Here is an 18575-nt window from a genome sequence, read left to right as displayed (position 1 = left end):
GATGCGCTTCCGCATGGCTCTGCGCGATCGCACTGATCTTCTCGTCGATGGCTGTTCGGCTGTCTCCCTTGCCCTGACTGACTTTGATGCTGACAGAGCGGGCGTTGACCAAGAAAACAAAGTCGCAAAGATCAGGGCAATACTTGCCCAGAAGGTTCCAGAACGACGTAACCAAGCAAAGCAAATTTGGCTTTTAATGACACACCTCACTTTCGGGTCTAGGAAAGTAGCTAAGGTTAGGTTTCCCTATCTGATAGTTAGCTAAAACCATCTTTAGATAGATTTTGGGAATCTATTCCAGATTTTTCCATAAAAGAGGGTTCTAGAGCCAAAAAAACTATTTATTTTTATTTACTTTCCTTCTTACTTATGGACAACGACGGGCGTCCCCACCGCAGCCCAGTTAAATAGCCATTTAGAATGATTAACGGCTACATTGATGCAACCGTGGCTAACGGGAGTTCCAAACCGGCGATGCCAATAAGCACCGTGGATGGCATAACCACCGTGGTAATACATCGTGTAAGGAACATTCGGAACATCATAATCAGCCCCGCGCATCCTGGCAGACCGATGCTTAGATTTAATCGCAAACGTGCCGGTGCGAGTGGGGGTTGAACGTTTGCCGGTAGAAACAACCACTGCATAGACGGGTTTTCCACCTTCCCAGGCAACCAGTCGTTGCTTGGACAGGTCAATCTGAATCCAGCGTTGATCGGATTGTTGCAATTCCTGCATTTTTGCAGCCACAATCGGCTGCTTTGTTTGAGCGATCGCGGGTGCGAAAGCAGCATCCAAAGCCGTAAGCGCCACCACCGCCCCAGCAAAAAATGCAACTGGGCGATGCAGCAAAGTAGCAGAAATGATGCTTTTCATGGCAAATCATCTCACTCGGTGGATCGGTTAGAAAAATTCAGCGAAAAGCTCTGATTAGCTGCTAGGAGCAACTAATGTCGGTCTTTTATTAGCTCAATCGTAACTCAGCTTGTCGGGTCATTCACCAATTGCATCAGAGTTTGAGCGCGTTTGGCGATCGCCTCCCATCCAGAGGACGAGGCATTGGCTTCCCAGTTTTGAGGAAATAAACTGCCGGAAAGTCCGACCGCGATCGCTCCAGCCGCGAGAAAGGCTTTAGCATTTTCTACCGTGACCCCCCCAGTCGGAATTAAGGGAATATGTCCTAATGGCCCTTGCAGACTTTTGATGTAGCTGGCACCGCCTACCGCTTGGACGGGGAACACTTTGACACAACTGGCACCGGCTTGCCACGCGGTGACAATTTCCGTTGGAGACAGCGCCCCCGGCACCATCGGCACGCCGCTATCCATTGCTATCTGAATTAAGATTGGGTCAACGTGGGGAGTAAAGACGAACTGGGCACCGGCAGCGATCGCGTCTTTAAGCTGTTCCCGATTTAATACAGTGCCCGTGCCAATCGTACACGCGGGTAATTGCGATCGCAAATTACCAATCAATTCTGCTGGGTTGTCGCTATTCCAAGTAATTTCAATCAACTGCATTCCCCCAGACGCAACCGCATGAGCCATTTGGCGACCCAGCTCCATCTGCGGTGCGCGAATGACTGCGATCGCACGGTGCTTTTGCACCTGCTTGAACCACGACTGATTATACATCCTCATTTTCTACCGTTAGGCAGATTAATTTTTGAACTTCTTGGATACTATTAGCTATTTCTGATTTAATTTTTACTTGTTTTTCAGCCCTTAGGAATACGCATTTGTTTATCTTAACTTGCTCTTAATTAATATTTCTTAATATTTCTAGCTATCAGTTACTGCCTAAAAAACTCAAGCTCAACCACCAAGTTACATTTTCAATAACTCAAGTTTAAATATTGAAATCCTTCGATTTAATTTTTGCAGGAGTTACTTAACGCGAGTTAATTCAGTCGCTAGGGAGATGGAAACACTTAATAAAATTAATAAAATCGCAAATATAGAAATAATTTTGAGGAAACAAAATCATGCCTCTTTTAAAACTCACTGACTTTGATCCAAACTACAGCGAGACGTTTGAAGGAGATGACCTTCATGGAATGGGGGTCTATTCAGAAAGTAGTACCGACGATAAAATTGGAACTGTTAGCGATGTTCTAGTTGATGAAGAAGGTCATTTTCGGTATTTAGTTGTTGACCTAGGCTTTTGGATTTTTGGCAAAAAAGTTTTACTACCAATTGGTCGTTCGCGAATCGATTACAACACGGATCGGGTTTACGCAATTGGCATGACCAGAGAGCAAGCAGAAGCTTTACCAGAGTTCAACGAAGCTACCAGGACTGATTACGACTATGAAGAACGGGTAAGAGGCGTTTATCGCACTCCCTCTACTGGAGCCTCTGCTACCTCTGCTAACGTTGATGCAGCACCTGTTGTTGATACCTCCTATGCAGCGGCTACGCCTAACATTGACGCTTACGATCGGAGTACCTACAACTATCAGCAAGAGCCGAATTTGTACGGACTGAACGATCGGGATCATCAAACTCTCAGACTGTACCAAGAGCGGTTGATTGCTAACAAAACTCGCGTTAAAACCGGGGAAGTTACGGTTGGTAAGCACATTGAAACCGAAACTGCACGAGTGTCAGTACCAGTTGAAAAAGAGCGAGTGGTGATTGAGCGAGTTACTCCAGCAGATGCTGGAACAGCCGTAACTCCTGGCGAAGCTGATTTCCGCGAAGGGGAAGTTGCCCGCGTGGAAATCTACGAAGAAACTCCTGACATTCACAAAGAAGCTTTTGTGCGTGAGGAAGTCAGAGTTAAGAAAGTTGTAGATCACGAAACAGTTGACGCAGAAGAAACGATTCGTCGTGAAGAGTTAGATGTGAATACGGACGGGAAAGCTACTATTAACCGCCCTACTAACTTACCTTCTGATCGGATTTAAGAAGCCCTCCAACGAGCGATTAAGTCACCGATGATTTAAGCGAGTAAAAACCATGCAGGCAGGGCAAATTATTAGCTCTGCCTGCACCTTTAGAGGTAGGGTTTTCCTACCACTAACTTGCACCTGATAACCTAATTTAGAAAGTCTTCATGTTTCTCAAAAACAAACAAACCGGCGATTTGATAGAAGTTCTCGATATTGAGGAGCTGTTCAACCCTAATAATGATGCAATTTCTGGGCGAGATCAAGCAGGGCAGGAGGAACAGGAAAAAGCTTCTTTTGAGAAGAAAGAATTAATTTTTCCTTCTGGAGAAAGCCTACCTCGCTGTTGGATGGATGCCAACTATACAACCACCTAATTTTCAATAAAACGCTTAAGCATTATCGGGTGTTTATTCGTCAAGTCTTGCTAGAAACTTTTGAGTTTAGGAAAAGGGCTGCAAATTTTGAAATGGCGGATATGGGATTGTATTACCATTGTCTTTTGTCGGTTGGGTAACGATTAGTCACACAACGCAATCGAAAATTCGTTACTAACAAAGCGAATATGCTCCTGGTAAAGATCCCCTTTCGCCATGCCTAATCCAAAATCTAAACTTCAAACTGGGATGATGACTTGCTTGTTATCTATATAAACACCCGTTCATAAATGGAATAAAAAATCGAATTTTGCTTCAAGATCGTTTAGGAAGTTTTTAAAATGAACCATCAAATGCTAGCACAAGGGCAAGGAGCAAGGCGAAACGATGTCAGAATTAATGTCTTGCTAAATAAATTGCAAAGTAAACTTAAATCTTTTGCAGTCAGAGATCGGGAAAATTTGCTGTTAGGAAAGGTGAAGGATGTAAATCTCGATTCAGACCGTCAGCTAAACTTAGTGATATCTCAAGAAGGGCTAAATCAAAATGCCCCATTATTTCTCATCCGAAGCAAGCATATCCAGCAGGTGGACTCGTCTACAAAAACTCTGTTTGTAGACATTAGCAAAGCGGAAACCCAGTATTTGCCTGAATATGTACCCTTAGAAAAAACAACGAATGTAGAGCCTTTAGAAACTTCACCAATCTCAACGAAAGCTGAGTGGGAAGTAACAGATGCCTCAACTGCTTCTTTCATAGCAACGCCAGATGAATTAAATAATCACCCAGAAGAACTGGAGCAAACTAGTATGCCAGAGGATGCTTCTAATACTTTTAGTACAGAGTCAGAAGTTGTCGAGGAAGAAATCTTCCGGTTGTTAGAAGAACGATTAGTCATTGACAGCAACAAACATAAAGTCGGTGAAGTTATCGTTCGCAAAGAAATCGAAACGCGCATGGTAGAGGTGCCAGTCCGCCGCGAAATTCTAATTGTTGAACAAATCAGCCCCGAACACAAACAGCTTGCAGAAATTGATTTAGGACAAGGAGAAATTCCTGGTCTTGAGCTGATTGAAGCAGCTATCGGCGCTAAATCTACAAGTATCGACGCTAAAACTACAAGTTTAGATACTCAGCCAACAGTTAGAGGTGAGTTTGATTCACCGAGAACAGCAAGTCGAATTTTAGATGCGATCGCGCATCAGCGTGGGCATGGGTGTGCCAAAGTCCGAGTGGAAATCATTCTAGAAGACGCAGAACATCAGGCAACTTACCAGGAATGGTTTGATCGCTGTTCAATCAAGCCATCGTCAAATGGAAAGTAACCCGGTTGAGATATAAAGTTTGAGACAAGTGCCTGGAGATTGGAAACGTGGTACTTGGGTGATAGGGAACTGCTAACTGGGAGCATCCCAATGCATCATGCGCCTCCACCCTGAAGGGTGGAGGCTTGCGAGGACAACGGCTGCCGAGAACAGACTAAGAATTTTAGCCTGCTCCCGGCAAACTTCGTTTATGTAGCCCCACGCTAGAAACGTGGGGGCGTATCTCAGCAATACAGGGCATGCTCGCTTGTAACATTCCCAATCTCCGATCGCAAACGCGATCGCCTACTCTTTTTGATTGCTCTACAACAGCTCCTTCCTTGCCCCCGAACTTCACAGAGATGGGGGAATTTTTTCCATTTGGTCTGCTATTTTGTTGTGCGTGCAAGAAGATAGGGAGGCTTTTATCGTTTTGCTTTGTACCTCGGTAAGGAATCAAGAGAACAATTCTCAGCCTACAAGGACTTGGCTGGAAATCGGAATTAATTAATTAAAGGGTAAAAAAGTTTGAGCAGGAAAGGCGAAAGTTATAAACTCTGTTTACCTTTATCCTCGATCCCTCAGTATTTATCCTGAATTCTTTAAGCTTTATTCCGACCTGTTATCGAGGACATTTTTGCTAATTGGCAGCTTTAATCTCTGGAAATTATAACCAAAACCGGCTGATTTCGCAGTGATCCCAAAGAAATTACAAAATTAATGAAGAAGTGATCTAATTTACCCATTCTCAGCCTCGCCATCGCTAGACTAAAGCTACAAAAGGAGAAAAAGCTATGGTTACAGCAGCGGCAGAAAGGTCATTGCACTTATCCAAAGAGCGATCGCTAATTCTCTGGTTCGATGAAGTTGGAATTATCGATATCCCTTTGGTAGGCGGAAAAAATGCTTCCTTAGGGGAAATGATTCAGCAGTTAACCCGCCAGGGAGTCAATGTTCCCAACGGGTTTGCCACAACGGCGTATGCTTACCGCTATTTCATTCAATCAGCGGGATTAGAAGACAAGCTGCGATCGCTCTTTTCTGACTTGGATGTTGAAGACCTCGACAACCTGCGGGAACGCGGAAAAAAGGCACGAGCATTGTTAATGCATACGCCTTTCCCTGAGGAACTACGGACAGCAATTACCGCAGCTTACCAACAGATGTGCAAGCTTTATGGCTCTGACATGGATGTAGCTGTTCGCTCCTCTGCCACTGCTGAAGATTTGCCCGATGCTAGTTTTGCGGGTCAACAAGAAACCTTCCTAAACGTTCAAACCGCTCCAGGAGTTTTGGCAGCTTGTCATCGATGCTTTGCCTCCCTATTTACCGACCGTGCGATTTCTTACCGCCACATCAAGAACTTCGACCATTTTGATGTTGCGCTTTCCGTCGGCGTGCAAAAAATGGTACGTTCGGATTTAGCCTCCTCTGGTGTCATGTTCTCGATTGATACCGAAACCGGCTTTAAAAATGCCGCCTTAATTACAGCCGCTTACGGATTAGGGGAAAATGTAGTTCAAGGGGCAGTCAACCCTGATGAATATTTGGTTTTCAAGCCCACTTTAAAAGATGGATTCCGCCCAATTATTGACAAACGACTGGGCAGCAAAGAATTCAAATTAGTGTGCGATCAGGGAGGCTGCAAAATCACTAAGAATGAGCGAGTTCCCGTAAGCGAGCAACGGAAATTTGCCCTCAACGATGACGAAATTTTGCAACTCGCCGAGTGGGCTTGCTTGATTGAAAATCATTACAGCGATGTCCACGGCAAGGATATGCCGATGGATATTGAGTGGGCAAAAGATGGCGTTACTAATGAGCTTTTTATCGTCCAAGCTCGCCCAGAAACAGTGCAATCGCAAAAGAGTAAAACAGTTCTGCGTAGCTATCATCTGGTAGGAGGGCAGCAGGCGGTACCTTTACTAACAGGGCGTAGCGTTGGAGAGGCAATCGGGCAGGGCAAAGCCAGGGTAATTCTCGATGCGAACAAAATTGATTTGTTCCAAGCCGGGGAAGTTTTAGTCACTGATAAAACTGACCCTGATTGGGAACCAATCATGAAAAAAGCTAGCGCGATTATTACGAATAAAGGGGGGCGTACCTGTCACGCGGCAATTATTGCCAGAGAAATGGGAATTCCAGCCATTGTGGGTTGCGGAAATGGTACAGATATTTTAAAAACAGGTCAAGAAATTACGGTTTCTTGTTCTGAGGGAGAAGAAGGACGGGTTTATTCCGGATTATTACCCTACGAAGTTCAAGAAATTCCGCTGGAGAACCTACCCCGCACTCGCACTAAAATTATGATGAATGTAGGCAATCCTGAAGAAGCATTTAGCCTCTCAGCGATTCCTAATGATGGGGTAGGATTAGCTAGGCTGGAATTCATCATTGCTAATCACATCAAAGCCCATCCTTTAGCTTTGATTTCTTACGACAAATTGGAGGATGTAGAAGCTAAAGAAAAAATTGCGGAAATGACGGTAGCTTATGAACACAAACCTCAATATTTTGTGGATAAGTTAGCTCAAGGAGCCGCCAGAATTGCCGCTGCTTTCTATCCCAATCCGGTAGTAGTGCGAATGAGCGATTTCAAGAGTAATGAATACGCCAATCTTTTGGGAGGCAGGCAATTTGAACCCAAAGAAGAAAACCCAATGCTTAGCTGGCGAGGGGCGTCTCGTTACTATGATGAAAACTATCGCGATGCTTTTGCTTTAGAGTGCCAAGCCTTGAAGCGGGTGCGAGATGAAATGGGTTTAACAAATGTTATCCCGATGATTCCTTTCTGCCGCACTCCCGAAGAAGGGCGCAAGGTGTTAGCAGAGATGGCGAAGCATGGCTTGGAACAAGGCAAAAACGGTTTGCAAGTTTACGTGATGTGCGAGTTGCCCAGTAACGTAATTATGGCTGAAGAATTTGCCGAAGTTTTTGATGGTTTCTCCATCGGTTCTAACGACTTAACGCAGCTAACGTTAGGTTTAGATCGGGATTCTGCGTTAGTGGCGCATATTTTTGACGAACGTAACGAAGCAGTGAAGCGGATGGTGAAGATGGCGATCGCTGCCGCTAAGAAAACTAATCGCAAAATCGGTATCTGCGGTCAAGCGCCCAGCGACTACCCGGAATTTGCTCGATTCTTGGTAGAACTGGGGATTGATTCGATCAGTTTAAACCCGGATTCTGTACTGAAGACGCTGTTGATGGTGGCGGAAGTTGAAGGGGTTTAACTCAATCGTTGCAACGACTGAACGTCAAGAAACCCGTTTTCCCCAAGAAAACGGGTTTTTCATGTAGCTGGAAATAAGTAAGCTGATAAGAATGCTCTCCTGCCACAATCTCTTTATGAAAAAATACTCATTTACCCAATTCTGCACTTGGTCGCTGTTTATTTTCCTCCTCTGTGCCTTGCCTGCTTATTCCCAAACAATCTCCAGCCCTCAAACGCAGCAAAGCTATACTGCACCCGAAGTTTTGCAACAACTTGCAAAGGTAAACGTCATTTATTTAGGGGAAACCCACGATAGCCCTGAAGATCACCAAGCTCAACTGGAGATAATTCAGGAACTCTATCGGCGAAATCGGAAAATTGCCATTGCAATGGAGATGTTCCAGCGTCCCTATCAAGGCGTACTCGATCGCTATCTGGCGGGGAAGATAACAGAAACTCAGCTAATCGAACAAAGCGAATATAAAAAACGCTGGGGTTTTTCTTGGGAATATTACGCCCCAATTTTGGGTTTTGCTAAGGAAAAGAAACTGCCTGTCTTAGCCTTAAATACTCCCAGCGAAGTCACCCGCAAAGTTGCCCGACAAGGATTAGCAAGCCTGACAGCCGCGGAACGGCGCTATATTCCACCAGATGCCGAAATCCGTACCGATAATCCTGAATATCGCCAAATGGTACAACAGGCTTTTCAACAACATCAAGTCGCCGGTCATGGTTCCAGCGCCAACTTTGAGCGATTTTTCACTGCCCAAGTGCTGTGGGATGAAACAATGGCAGATGCGATCGCGCAGTTTCTAAAAACCCATCCAGATTATCAAGTCGTCGTGCTGGCTGGACAAGCTCATATAGTCTACGGCTATGGAATTCCCAGCCGTGTTGCTCGACGCTTGGGCAATAAAATAATCCAGCGATCGATTCTACTCAATCCTACGGTAGAAGAGCCTGCACAAACTGATAAAGCGATCGCTGATTACTTTTGGGTAACAGTACCAGACAAGTGACTGAGCAATAAGTTATAAACGAATAAATTAAAGCTCTCTCTATGGATAGATTCTTAATCACAGCCATTCTAATAGCGATTCCTACATTTATTTACATCCGCATCGTGATTAGCATCGATCGGTTTGAGAAAGAACCGACACGCTACCTGATTGCGGCATTTTTGTGGGGGGCGCTGCCAGCAGTGGTGGGTGGCATCATTGTGCAATTAATTCTAAACGTACCCATCCAACTGATATTTGGTGCAGAAAGTCTTGGGGGTCAATTCATCACCACGGCTGTCAATGCACCCGTCACCGAAGAAATCCTCAAAGGCGCTGCTGTAGCAATTATTTACCTGTGGTATCGCAGAGAATTTGATGGCTGGGTAGATGGGATTGTCTATGGGGCGATGGCGGGTTTCGGATTTGCCTATGTAGAAAATATCCTCTACTTGCAGGGTACAAAGACGTGGGAAGAATGGGGACATCTGCTGCTGCTACGTGTCATTGTCTTGGGCTTCATGCACGGCTTTTGGACAGCCCTCACCGGCATCGGTTTTGGTTTGGCACGCCATCGCCATAACCTGTTTACGAAAATACTGCTAATCTCTGGCGGGTTGATTGCGGCGATGAGTGCCCATTTAATCCACAATGGCGCACTGATTTTAGCAAAAGCCAGCGGTGGTGCGACCCTAGCGATCGCTTTGTGGAATTACGGGTTCCTGGCAGCTTTAATGATTGTTTTAGGGTTTGTCGCTGCCGATCGCGATCGCAAAATGCTTAAAACATACCTTAGCGACGAAGTTCCAACTGTAATTTCATCTGCCGACTACGAAGCACTCTGTAAAAGGCGTTCCAACACCCTCGCGCGGTTGCGCGTAGCACCCAAACAACAACGCGCTTTCATTCAAACCGCAGCCGAGTTGGCTCAAAAGAAATTTCAATTATTTAAAATGGGCGAAGAAAGCGGTAACAGTACCGAAATCGCCCTACTCCGCAAACAATTAAAACAATTCAGAAATTAACGCCCTGTGCAACTTTTTCTTAGTTCTCAATTTATCTAGGATTGGGAGCTAAGAAATGTTTTAGATATCAATCAACGCTGCATTAGCAAAAACGGTCTCCAGAGACTTATGGGTAGCAGGCATTTCTACACTTGATATTGTTAATTTTCTTTACTTGCTGGGTATTTTTTATCAGCTTTGCTCTGAATTTATAATAGAAAATTCCTGCGCCTTCTCACTAGGAACCAAAGTCCAGCCTGTCCGGATTAACTTTTGGTAAGTTGCCCAACCCCTAGAAATTCCTGGTTCGCGGTAGTCGGGTACAGCGTATTGCGGAAAGGCTGTGTAAGGTCGCCAGGGTTCATTGGGTTGATTTTGCAAATACAAAATCTTCTCATCATCCGTCGCAGACTTAGGCAACCAGGACATTTGTTTAGGCATCAGAAAACTCCTTTCTCAAAAAAAGGGGTGAACCCTTGAGCAGATTTTCTTAGGGTAAATGCTTGGAGGAAGCTTCCTTTAACAATAGCTGTCTATACAGCTCAACTAAGAGTTGCTAAGACGGCTCAAAGTCGCTCGACTTGATTTGACCGGAAAATCTCTTAGGATGAACTGCTGCTCCAAGTAAAGTTGGATTTATTAATCGTTTACAATAACATACCTCTAAAGAACTCACAAAATTTTTGCTCCAATCAAGCTCGCGCAATGTAGTTATAAAACTTATCACTTTTTTCTTGACAATTTATGCAAAATAGCTAGTAGAAACTGGTAACTTAGCCTAGTTGTATATAGCGCCAATTGTGGAATAAGTTGTCTAGTAGCATTCATTCTTAACTCAACATCAATGCGATCGCTTTGACGCCGAACCGATTGAGACAAATTCTTCACGCCACTCCCCCAAGGTCTTTGACCTATGGCTATAATTACTTTTGCTCAAAGGTCGTTGCCAGTCGCTTTTTTTGGGGAACATTGTCTCGGTAGCACAGTTGAGTCTTAGCCAATCGGGTGAATTCCCTTTGACTTAGCTCTCGCATCAGCAAATGCGGCAATGCACTTAATCGGTGTAAATATATAACAAGCAAGATGTATTCAGTAAAATATGAAACATAAAATTGATATGAAGTTATGAAAAAACCGCGTAGATGATTGCCAAATTCGCAAAAACGGGAACGTGTAACCCTTCTGAAACTCTATAGGATCTATATAGGCTCTAATAAATCTAGGCACAAAACCATGCCTGGGGAATCGGACAAAATGCCCGACTGATGCTGGTCTGTCGGTAGTAAGTCCTTGTTCAAGGAGAAAGTTATAGCATATCAAAGTAAGCAAATGTCTTTTAGGGAAAAGAAGATTGCGATCGCACAACCTATGTCGGTATACGCGGCATCCGCTGCCTTGAAGATGGAAGAAGCGGGAAAATGGTGAGCGTAGCTTCTTAAAGGTCTTCTACAGTCCAGAAAACTTGTGAGCGATCGCATTCGTAACTGAAGAAGATAGAAGAAGCTAATCGTAGCACTGTACTTTGCAACGCGGCTAGTTATGATGAGCAGATTAAAACGCAGAATGTCTAGAGAGTTTGATATGCGGCTTAAAGCACAAACTCTAAAGCTTCTCAAAGCCAAAGAAGCGTTGCAAGCTGCATTAACCCGGTGTCAGCAAACAGAGGCGAAGTTGCACGAAGCTGATGAAGAGTTGGAAAAGCGCGTCAGAAACCAGACTGCGGAACTGGCGCAAGCTAACGAACAATTGCAACATGAAATCAATCAGCGCCAACAAACTGAGGCACTGCTGCGCCAAAACGAACAGATGTATCGGCGAGTTCTGGATGCGACGGGTGAAGGCATTTGGATAATCGATGCTGAGGGAAAAACGACATACGTTAACCCGCAAACCGCCGAAATGCTCGGCTATTCAAGTGAGGAAATCCTGGGTCGTCCTGCATTTGATTTCCTCTTTGAGGAAGACCTTGCTGAAGCACACTCGTATTACCAGCGGATGCAGCAAGGAACCCAAGAACAGCATGAGTGGCGTTGGCGTTGCAAAAACGATCGAGAGTTGTGGGTATTCGCTAGAACCAGTCCCCTCTTTGGCGAAAATGGTCAATTTCAGGGTGCGATCGGCATATTCACCGATATCAGCAACCGTAGGCAAGTGCAAGAGGCACGCACAGAAAGCGACAGGTTCTTCCAGGCAACATTTAACCAAGCTGCTGTTGGCATCGCTCACGTCAGCATCGACGGGCAGTGGTTACTGGTTAATCAAAAACTCTGCGATATTGTGGGTTACACGCCAGAGGAACTGCGAGAGCGCACTTTTCAGGATATTACTCACCCCGACGATTTGAATGCGGATCTTGAACACGTCCGCCAAATGTTGGCGTCAGAGATTCAGACCTATTCCATCGAGAAGCGCTCCATCCGCAAAGATGGTTCTCAAGTTTGGATTAATTTAACTGTGTCGCTGGTACGCGAACCAACGGGTGAGCCGAAGTATTTCATTTCGGTTATTGAAAATATTGACGAACGTAAGCGAGCTGAACAGGCATTAGAACAATCGTTAAAGGAATTATCAGACATCAAGTTTGCTTTAGATAAAGCGGCGATCGCAGTAGCAACTGACGAGAAGGGAACGATTAACTATGTTAATGATAAGTTTTGTCAAATCTCTAAATATGCCAGAGAAGAATTGATTGGACAAAGTCATCGTTTGATCAATTCTGGATTCCATTCAAAAGAATTCTTTCAAAATCTTTGGGCAACGATTTCTGACGGAAAAATTTGGCAAGGGGAAATTAAAAATAGAGCGAAGGATGGCACTTGTTACTGGGTCGATACTACGATTGTGCCGTTTCTAAATGACCAAGGAAAACCGTTCCAATATTTAGCAATTCGATTCGATATCACGAAACGCAAGCAAGCAGAAGAGGCACTGCAACAAAGTGAGGAGCGATTGAGACTAGCTCTGGAAGCTGCACAAATGGGCATTTGGGACTGGAACATCCTCACGAATCAAGTGACCTGGACTGACAACAATGAAAAGCTATTTGGTCTGGCTCCAGGTAGCTTTGAGAAAACCTATGACGCCTTCTTTGGATACATTCATCTGGAAGACCGCGAATCCGTACAGCAAGCAGCAATTCGTGCCTTGGAAGAAAATCAGGGCTACGAACAGGAATTTCGCATTGTCTGGCCTGATGGCAGCATTCGTTGGATGATGATAAAAAGCCAGTTGCTGTGCAACGAAACGGGCAGAGCGGTGCGGATGATTGGCACTACTCTGGATATTACCAAACAGAAGCTCGCACAATCCGCCTTAACGCAACAGACTGAGCGACAGCGATTGGTAGCAGCGATCGCTCAACGCATTCGCCAATCTTTAGACTTAGACGAGATTCTCAATACAACCGTCATTGAAGTCCGAGAATTGCTCCAGACCGACCGGGTAATCGTTTACCGTTTCCAGCCAGACTGGAGTGGAGTCGTGATGATGGAATCGGTCGGTTCTGGGTGTAAGTCTCTCCAGGGAAGCACCATCTCAAAACCACTAGGAGACATTTATGTCCAGCGCCACCAACAAGGGGAAATCACCGCGATAGAAGATATTCATACCGCACATTTAGATAAATATCATTTTGACCTACTGGCTGAGATTCAAGTCAGAGCGACTTTGATAGTCCCGATTTTGCAAAGAGGCAGGGACGAAATCTTCACCGTCGCGGAAAATACGGGAGCAAATGCGGTGTTTTGCACCACTTCCCCTACGCCTATTCTGTGGGGGTTGCTTTGTGTCCATGAGTGTTCGCAACCCCGACAGTGGCAGCAATTAGAAATTGACTTACTGACTTCATTGGCGAATCAGTTAGCGATCGCCATTGAGCAAGCGGCACTGTTTAAGCAGGTGCAACAGATGAACTCGAATCTGGAACGCCAAGTGCAAAAACGTACTACCCAGTTGCAAAAAGCACTCGGCTTTGATGCGGTGCTGAAACGCATCACAGACAAAGTCCGCGATAGTCTGGACGAAAGCCAAATTTTGCAAGCAGCGGTTAGGGAGTTGGCACTCTCTTTCAACATGAGCAGCTGCCATGCTTCGCTCTACAACTTGGAACAAGAAACTGCCACGATTTGCTACGAATACGCCGCCTCAATGCCTTCCTCGAAGGGTCGCGTCTTGCAAATGGCTTCTTTTCCGGAAATTTATCGACCCCTCCGGCAAGGGAAGCATTTTCAATTGTGTTCCTTCTCTGGCAACTCTATCCACGGTCAGGCATCGATGTTAGCTTGTCCGATGTTCGACGATCAAGGAGTCCTGGGGGATTTGTGGTTATTCCATCACCCAGATTATACGTTTAACAATCTGGAGATTCGGCTGGTCAAACAGGTAGCCAATCAATGCGCGATCGCCATTCGTCAAGCCCGACTTTATCAAACATCCCTTGCCCAAGTGCAGGAACTGGAGAAACTCAATCAACTCAAAGATGACTTCCTCAGCACGGTTTCCCACGAATTGCGGACTCCTATCGCCAATATGAAAATGGCGATCCAAATGCTCAAGGTTTCTCCGACAGGCGATCGCTCTCAGCGCTATCTACAAATATTGCAAACAGAGTGCAACCGAGAAACTGAGCTAATCAATGACCTTCTAGACTTGCAACGGCTAGCAGCTGCGTCTTATCCCAGCTTTCTTGCCACGGCAATCGATCTACCAGAGTGGTTGCCGAATATTATTGAATCATTTCGCTCCCGCATACAGGAACGCGAACAAATCTTACAGGTTGATATTCCCTCAGACTTGCCCACCCTAGTCTCGGAATTAGCCAGCATGGAGCGGATTTTGACAGAGTTGCTCAATAATGCGTGCAAGTATACCCCACCGGGAGAACGCATTACAGTAACAGTTCGTGCCGCTTCAGCAATGATGCAAATCAAGGTGAGCAACTCTGGGGTCGAGATTCCGCCTGAAGAGCTACCCCGCATTTTTGACAAGTTTTACCGCATTCCCCGTGCCGATCGCTGGAAGCAGGGCGGAACTGGTTTAGGATTAGCGCTGGTGCAGAAACTCACCCAACATTTAGGCGGCATTCTTCGAGTCAGGAGTGCTTCTGAAGAGATAACGTTTACTTTAGAGTTACCGCTGACGCATTCAATGCCTGGTAATGGGTAATCTGTCCGGTTTCCATAATAAAAGAACCCCACCCCGCTTGCGAGGAGGGGAGCCGGAGCCGCAGGAGATGGCGGGGTGGGGTTCCGGAGAATTACGGCGAATTAGCCAGATTTGACATAGCGGATAATGGAATACCTCTCACCAATTAGCTATTTGCCGAATTGTTGTGATTTGCTGGGCATATTCTGCATCATCTAAAACAGGTTTTGCATCCTCAAATGCGATCGCGCTTGCAAGATCGATCCACGACTTGCAACCTCCATATTCCGGGCGGTAAGCGATAATCTGCGCTTGAGTCAGTTTGTAAGTGCGTAGTAGCAGCACATAAATCGGCTGACGCGGCTTCCATTTGAGGCGATCGCTGACAAATTGCTCGTTCCAAATATGGTACGGTAGCAGCCCTCTCACCGCTGATTCTTCACTCACAGGCAAAATATCAGTAATTTCAGCCCAAGCACCGATTCGGATGGTTTCTGGATGCCAACCGGAGGCGACGGGTTGCACCAGATTGGAATATTCCGCTTTCAGCAAATCGGGCTGTTGATGTTCATAAGTCGGGTAGAGCAAAACTTCTGTTTCGGCAACGGTGAAGCGGTTGTTTTCCTCGCGGATGCCGCCTTTGCGTAGCAGCATAATCGTTTTGCCTTGTTCTAAGGCATCGACAGCAACCGCCCATTCTTTGAGGGCGTGAGGTGTGGTTTTCGTGGTCGTCGTAGATTGCATAAGTCTCGGATATTCTAATTCCAGGCTAACAGCGACCACACGACAGGTCAGTTAACATCGTTACTTTGATGCTGATTTGATGTTGAAAATCAACCAAGCGATCGCATCCCCTTCCCCCAAGTGTTGCCTAATATGAAGACAGAAGCCGATAAACCAGGATTGACGCATGGAAAAACGACACTTAGGCACTTCTGACATTCAAATCTCTCCGATTGTCATGGGTACATGGCAAGCTGGCAAAAGGATGTGGGTGGGAATTGAAGACGCCGACACGATAAAAGCAATCCGGGTGGCATTTGATGCCGGTATCACTACAGTTGACACCGCTGAAGTTTACGGCGAGGGGCATTCTGAGCAGATTGTCGCCCAAGCGCTATCAGACGTGCGCGACCAAGCGGTTTATGCAACCAAGGTGTTTGCCAATCATCTCAAGTATGACCAAGTGATTGAAGCGTGCGATCGCTCTCTCAAAAACCTAAAAACCGACTATATCGACCTATACCAAATTCACTGGCCCTCTGGGGTGTTCAAAAGCGAAATAGTCCCCATTGAAGAAACCATGAGCGCCCTCAACCATCTGAAGGAACAAGGTAAAATTCGGGCAATTGGCGTTTCTAATTTCTCCCGCGCCCAATTGGAAGAAGCCGCCCAGTATGGACGCATTGATAGTTTGCAACCGCCGTATTCCCTATTTTGGCGTTGGGTGGAGAAGGATGCCATGCCTTACTGCGTTGAAAACAAGATTTCAATTCTGGCTTATTCGTCTCTCGCTCAAGGATTATTAACTGGAAAATTCGGCTCCGATCATCAATTCGATCCAGCGGATAATCGTGCGAAAAATAAGCTTTTTCAAGGGGAGAACTACCAACGCGCCCAGCAAGCTTTGGATAAACTGCGTCCGATTGCCGAAAGCCATCAGTGTAGTCTTGCTCAACTAGCATTGGCGTGGTTAATTGCCCAACCGCAAACGAATGCGATCGCGGGTGCGAGAAATACCCAACAAGTCGTAGACAACGCTAAGGCGGATGATATTAAACTATCGACTGATGAATTGCAGGAAATTGATGCAATTGGGCGGATTGTCACCGATCGTCTAGACGATAGCCCCGTCATGTGGAATTGGTGATCGGAACGCAGAGAATTTTTCGCATCAGAATTTTAGGGAGTCAGCCGTGAAAGTGCTGTATCGGGATGAGCCAACAGTAGCGATCGCGGTGGCTTTCTCCTATTTTCTCTTATTTAATTAGCAGATTTAAAAATAGAAAATTGCTTTTGGCGAACCATCACCTTATTTTTCTTACGGTAATAATTCGTAACTGCTGGCGCGAATCGTGTATCTCTATTGAAGAGATAGCGTTTCTGGTTAAATTATGGCAAGTTACCGCTCTGCTTTTTGGGTCAATAGTTTCTCTTTCCTAGCAGTTATTGCTTTAATTGTCTATACCCAATTCTTGGGTTCTCCAGCAGGAATACTATTCGAGCCGCCGCGTGCCCCAGCCGATCCAAATGCGGGTTTGTTAACTCATACGTTCCAATTATTATGTGCGGTACCGCCCATTGTTTGCACTTTTAGTTTTGGATTGCTGAGAACGATTCAACGACAACAAACCCGAAATTCATTTATTCTGTATTCGGCAATCATAACTGGAGGGTTTCTCATTAATGAAATTTTTCGGATTCACATTATTCTTTTAAGAGCAGGAATTCCCAAGTTAATAACCATCGTCGTATATGCGATAGCGACCTTGGGATACGGATTAGCCTTCAGGCGGAAAATACAATCAACGCCCTACATTCTGCTACTCAGTGGTATCGGTTTACTGTTCAGCGCGATCGCTGTAGATTCGCTAAAGTTAAGCGGCGATGTAGTTCCCGTCTTGCTAGAGGGTGTCCCAAAGTTGTTCAGCGAAATTAATATTGCACTTTATTTTTGGTCTGTCTGTTACGGAGAGATATTGCGATCGCGCAATTCTTAACCCTGCGTGACCTCAACATAAATATGCTCTAACCGTACAGGTTGCCGAGCAATCGAATCGAGAGGAATTCCATCAAAACAGGAAATAATTTCCTTTAGTTCTAGATGTTCTGGTAGCCAAAAAGCTAAATCATTCCCATAACGCCGAGGAGTGAAATTATATTTTTTAGCGCGAGCGATCGCTTGCTCCTCCTCCGGCGTCTCCACCACCACAACTTCCACTGCTGGCACTAATTTCCGCAGCTCTGTTAAACTTCCCTCCGCCAAAATACTACCCCCTTTGAGAATCCCGATTTTTTGACAAAGGCGTTCGGCTTCATCTAACAAATGAGTTGTGAGCAGAATTGTAATCCCCTGATTTTTCAGATTCCGAATTAACTCCCAAATTTCGTAACGCGCTTCAATATCCAACCCAGTCGTAGGTTCATCCAGAACGATCAGCTTAGGCTGATGTACCAAAGCAACCGCAATGTTTAACCGCCGCTGCATTCCACCACTCAACGTTTCCACCGGACTTTTTGCTCTATCTAATAAATTAACAGCCACTAAACTTGCTTCTACCTGTTGACGCCGCTGCTGATTTGTTAGGCCATAAATCCGAGCAAAGAAATGTAGATTTTCCTCACAACTTAGAGTTTTATAAAGTAAATTTTCTTGCGGCGCAACCCCTATCAGATTTTTTGTTGCGTTTGAGACAGGTTGGTTATTAATCTTAATTTCTCCACTATCCGCTTTCAGTAAATTACAAATTATATTAATCGTTGTGGTTTTTCCCGCTCCATTGGGTCCCAGTAAACCGTAAATTTCTCCGGGGGGAATATGCAGCGTTAATTCCTGTAAAACAGCTCGCGTTCCGTAAGATTTATTTAGCTTCTCAATTCGTAGCACAATATTCCCTAATTGATTACAAGCTGAACGATATTCTTT

General features: G+C 45.3%; 14 protein-coding genes. 9 read left to right on the top strand and 5 right to left on the bottom strand.

What is annotated here, in order from left to right; translation table 11 throughout:
- Window positions 1-363: 363 nt before the first annotated feature.
- Window positions 364-876, bottom strand: a complete 513-nt coding sequence (locus NDI44_RS18545) for a L,D-transpeptidase (RefSeq protein ID WP_190412078.1) — start codon at window positions 874-876, stop codon at window positions 364-366.
- A gap of 104 nt (window positions 877-980) precedes the next feature.
- Entirely contained in the window at window positions 981-1634 is a 654-nt protein-coding gene (locus NDI44_RS18540) for a bifunctional 4-hydroxy-2-oxoglutarate aldolase/2-dehydro-3-deoxy-phosphogluconate aldolase (RefSeq protein WP_190412077.1), read from the bottom strand.
- Between the two features lie 350 nt (window positions 1635-1984).
- Here NDI44_RS18540 and NDI44_RS18535 point away from each other — a divergent pair, with 350 nt between their 5' ends.
- From NDI44_RS18535 to NDI44_RS18510, 6 genes are all read left to right on the top strand, one after another.
- Window positions 1985-2908 (top strand): DUF2382 domain-containing protein, encoded by a 924-nt coding sequence (locus NDI44_RS18535; RefSeq protein ID WP_190412076.1) that lies wholly within the window; start codon window positions 1985-1987, stop codon window positions 2906-2908.
- Between the two features lie 149 nt (window positions 2909-3057).
- Window positions 3058-3267 (top strand): acetyltransferase, encoded by a 210-nt coding sequence (locus NDI44_RS18530; RefSeq protein ID WP_190412075.1) that lies wholly within the window; start codon window positions 3058-3060, stop codon window positions 3265-3267.
- Window positions 3268-3608: 341 nt separating this feature from the next.
- On the top strand, window positions 3609-4592 hold the full coding sequence (locus NDI44_RS18525) for a DUF2382 domain-containing protein (protein WP_242037033.1): 984 nt from the start codon (window positions 3609-3611) through the stop codon (window positions 4590-4592).
- A 773-nt stretch (window positions 4593-5365) separates the two neighbouring features.
- On the top strand, window positions 5366-7804 hold the full coding sequence (ppsA, locus tag NDI44_RS18520) for a phosphoenolpyruvate synthase (RefSeq protein ID WP_190412074.1): 2439 nt from the start codon (window positions 5366-5368) through the stop codon (window positions 7802-7804).
- 115 nt (window positions 7805-7919) lie between these two features.
- Window positions 7920-8804, top strand: a complete 885-nt coding sequence (locus NDI44_RS18515; protein WP_190412073.1) for a ChaN family lipoprotein — start codon at window positions 7920-7922, stop codon at window positions 8802-8804.
- Window positions 8805-8845: 41 nt separating this feature from the next.
- Entirely contained in the window at window positions 8846-9808 is a 963-nt protein-coding gene (locus tag NDI44_RS18510; RefSeq protein ID WP_190412072.1) for a PrsW family intramembrane metalloprotease, read from the top strand.
- Window positions 9809-9979: 171 nt separating this feature from the next.
- Here the strand turns inward: NDI44_RS18510 and NDI44_RS18505 are convergent, their stop codons facing one another.
- Window positions 9980-10228, bottom strand: coding sequence for a hypothetical protein (locus NDI44_RS18505; RefSeq protein WP_190412071.1), 249 nt, complete (start codon window positions 10226-10228; stop codon window positions 9980-9982).
- 1122 nt (window positions 10229-11350) lie between these two features.
- Here NDI44_RS18505 and NDI44_RS18500 point away from each other — a divergent pair.
- Window positions 11351-14950, top strand: coding sequence for a PAS domain S-box protein (locus tag NDI44_RS18500; RefSeq protein WP_190412070.1), 3600 nt, complete (start codon window positions 11351-11353; stop codon window positions 14948-14950).
- Window positions 14951-15088: 138 nt separating this feature from the next.
- On the opposite strand, the gene NDI44_RS18495 is transcribed toward NDI44_RS18500, so the two are convergent.
- Window positions 15089-15673, bottom strand: coding sequence for a DUF1802 family protein (locus NDI44_RS18495; RefSeq protein ID WP_190412069.1), 585 nt, complete (start codon window positions 15671-15673; stop codon window positions 15089-15091).
- A 166-nt stretch (window positions 15674-15839) separates the two neighbouring features.
- Here NDI44_RS18495 and NDI44_RS18490 point away from each other — a divergent pair, with 166 nt between their 5' ends.
- Window positions 15840-16799: an aldo/keto reductase gene (locus NDI44_RS18490; protein ID WP_190412068.1), complete on the top strand. Its 960-nt coding sequence runs from the start codon at window positions 15840-15842 to the stop codon at window positions 16797-16799.
- 244 nt (window positions 16800-17043) lie between these two features.
- Window positions 17044-17649 (top strand): hypothetical protein, encoded by a 606-nt coding sequence (locus NDI44_RS18485; protein WP_190412067.1) that lies wholly within the window; start codon window positions 17044-17046, stop codon window positions 17647-17649.
- Here NDI44_RS18485 and NDI44_RS18480 read toward each other — a convergent pair.
- Entirely contained in the window at window positions 17646-18536 is an 891-nt protein-coding gene (locus tag NDI44_RS18480; RefSeq protein WP_190412120.1) for an ATP-binding cassette domain-containing protein, read from the bottom strand. The two genes, NDI44_RS18485 and NDI44_RS18480, sit on opposite strands and share 4 nt — an antisense overlap.
- Window positions 18537-18575 lie beyond the last annotated feature (39 nt).

The sequence above is a fragment of the Trichocoleus sp. DQ-A3 genome (assembly GCF_039961975.1).
Taxonomy (GTDB): domain Bacteria; phylum Cyanobacteriota; class Cyanobacteriia; order Cyanobacteriales; family FACHB-T130; genus FACHB-T130.
This window is presented reverse-complemented; position numbering and strand designations above follow the sequence as displayed.